A 1666-nucleotide genomic window follows, 5' to 3' on the forward strand; every position below is an offset into this window, starting at 1 on the left:
CCGACAGAGCTTTCGACATGACCGCCGGCCTCCCATCCGGCCATCATGTTGAATCACAAATACGCCCGCTTGGGTACCCCAAAAAATTCACTCAGGTCGAATTCCGCTCTAGGAGCCAAGGCGTCCAGAAACCTAGGGGCCACTCAGGCGCGTTCGGCCCATTTTACTTGGCCTCACCGATACTCCCTGTCCTTTCAACGACGATCGTATGTTCTTGTTTGGATAGTTTCTCTAGTTTTTGCACGAGATGATGTGCGCCTATGCGAACGCCTTCACGTGCGGCATCCAGATAGCCAAAACTAACCGTTGGGTCCAAAGCGTCTGGTGTTTGTACTGTCACGTGAGCGTAGAGAAGGCGAGATGTTTGGGCATCATACACCTCGACGGCGTAATAAACTGCACCATAGGCCGTCCCATTCTGCCCTGCCGCCTGCATCGCAGCATTCGTTACGAGGCCAGCGCTCGACATATGCGAAATCGTTGACAAAACAGGAATGCTTTTCTTCACCCCTGTCAGCGTAATATGAAAGCGAAGAGTAATGGAATCTGGCGAATGAACAAGTGTGTATTTTTTCCCGATTTCCTTCGGGAAGGCCTTATTTATGTATTTTGCCATATAAATTCGGTCATTCTTCGACGTGCTGCCAAACTGAGCGTCTGGACCGTTGTAAATCTCGACCGGGTCTACCATTGCCGATTTGTATTTTGAAAAATCAGCATCCGAAGCGACATATTGATATTTAAATTCATTTCCTTTTTGCAAAGATAATTGGGGAGACGACTGCAGATTTTGATATTTTCTGGGGTCTTCTGTGCATCCAACGAGTATCACACTTCCGCCAAGAGCACAGAAGGCAATCAGTGCGTAACGACACAGGCCTTCATGCACTCGATATTTGTTTTTCAAAAAATGCACAATTCATCTCCAAAGGTGTTACGGCGTAGCATCTTCTTAAGGGTGCGCGCATTGTGTGCTGGATATTACCAACATCATGGCGGCCGCACCTCGATCCTTGAGGTGTCTATCCGGGATAGCAATCGGGAATCGGCTGCACCACAAAGGCGGACGCGCGATCGTCGGTCGTGCGTAGCACGGGTTTTCCGATCCAATTTCCAACGTCGATGAAAGGATTTAGCGGTGCTGATGCTGGCTCCATGCTCAAGGCCGTTATCGCCGGACATCATCGGATCGAGGGAAATGATGTTAACCGACTTTGTCTCCGGGCTATCGAGCATCTCACGACGATCAGCGACAACGCTGACTTTATGCTCGCGGCGTTCGAAGAGTGCGATAAGTAGAGCAAGAATATCGCCATCGTCGTTCACGATTTGGTTGAAGCTCGTGTCCATCATGGCTTCATGCTACCAAGAGGTCGCTCTCAAACGATGTCAGGTTTTTGTCAGGCAATACACAATCTGACTGCGCAGAAAAGAAGACGACATCAAGCACAGGTAGATAGTAACCGGCCGTTCATGGCCGCCTTATGATCGGATTGCGCGGCTGGTAAGTTCCCGTCGTTAACGACGTCGTTATTGACGTCGTTTGGGAGGTGACGATGCGGCAGGAGATTCTGGTGGGCGCGGAGCGCCGCCGCCGCTGGTCTGCCGAACAGAAGCTACGGATTCTCGCGGAAGTTGGGGTAGGCGGCGCGACGGTGTCGGATGT

Annotated in this window: 3 protein-coding genes; 1 reads left to right on the top strand and 2 read right to left on the bottom strand. The window is 51.0% G+C overall.

Going from position 1 to position 1666, the window contains the following annotated elements; genetic code table 11:
• Positions 1-163: 163 nt before the first annotated feature.
• Both HLH29_RS19195 and HLH29_RS19200 read right to left on the bottom strand, forming a co-directional pair.
• Entirely contained in the window at positions 164-916 is a 753-nt protein-coding gene (locus HLH29_RS19195; RefSeq protein ID WP_182968970.1) for a DUF3313 family protein, read from the bottom strand.
• Positions 917-990: 74 nt separating this feature from the next.
• Positions 991-1353 carry a response regulator gene (locus tag HLH29_RS19200; protein WP_182968971.1) on the bottom strand — a complete coding sequence of 121 codons (363 nt, stop codon included), beginning with the start codon at positions 1351-1353 and terminating at the stop codon, positions 991-993.
• A gap of 203 nt (positions 1354-1556) precedes the next feature.
• Here HLH29_RS19200 and HLH29_RS20080 point away from each other — a divergent pair.
• Positions 1557-1666: transposase (locus HLH29_RS20080; RefSeq protein ID WP_182968972.1), on the top strand; the 110-nt coding region annotated here is incomplete at its 3' end.

Source organism: Gluconacetobacter tumulicola (assembly GCF_014174215.1).
Taxonomy (GTDB): domain Bacteria; phylum Pseudomonadota; class Alphaproteobacteria; order Acetobacterales; family Acetobacteraceae; genus Gluconacetobacter; species Gluconacetobacter tumulicola.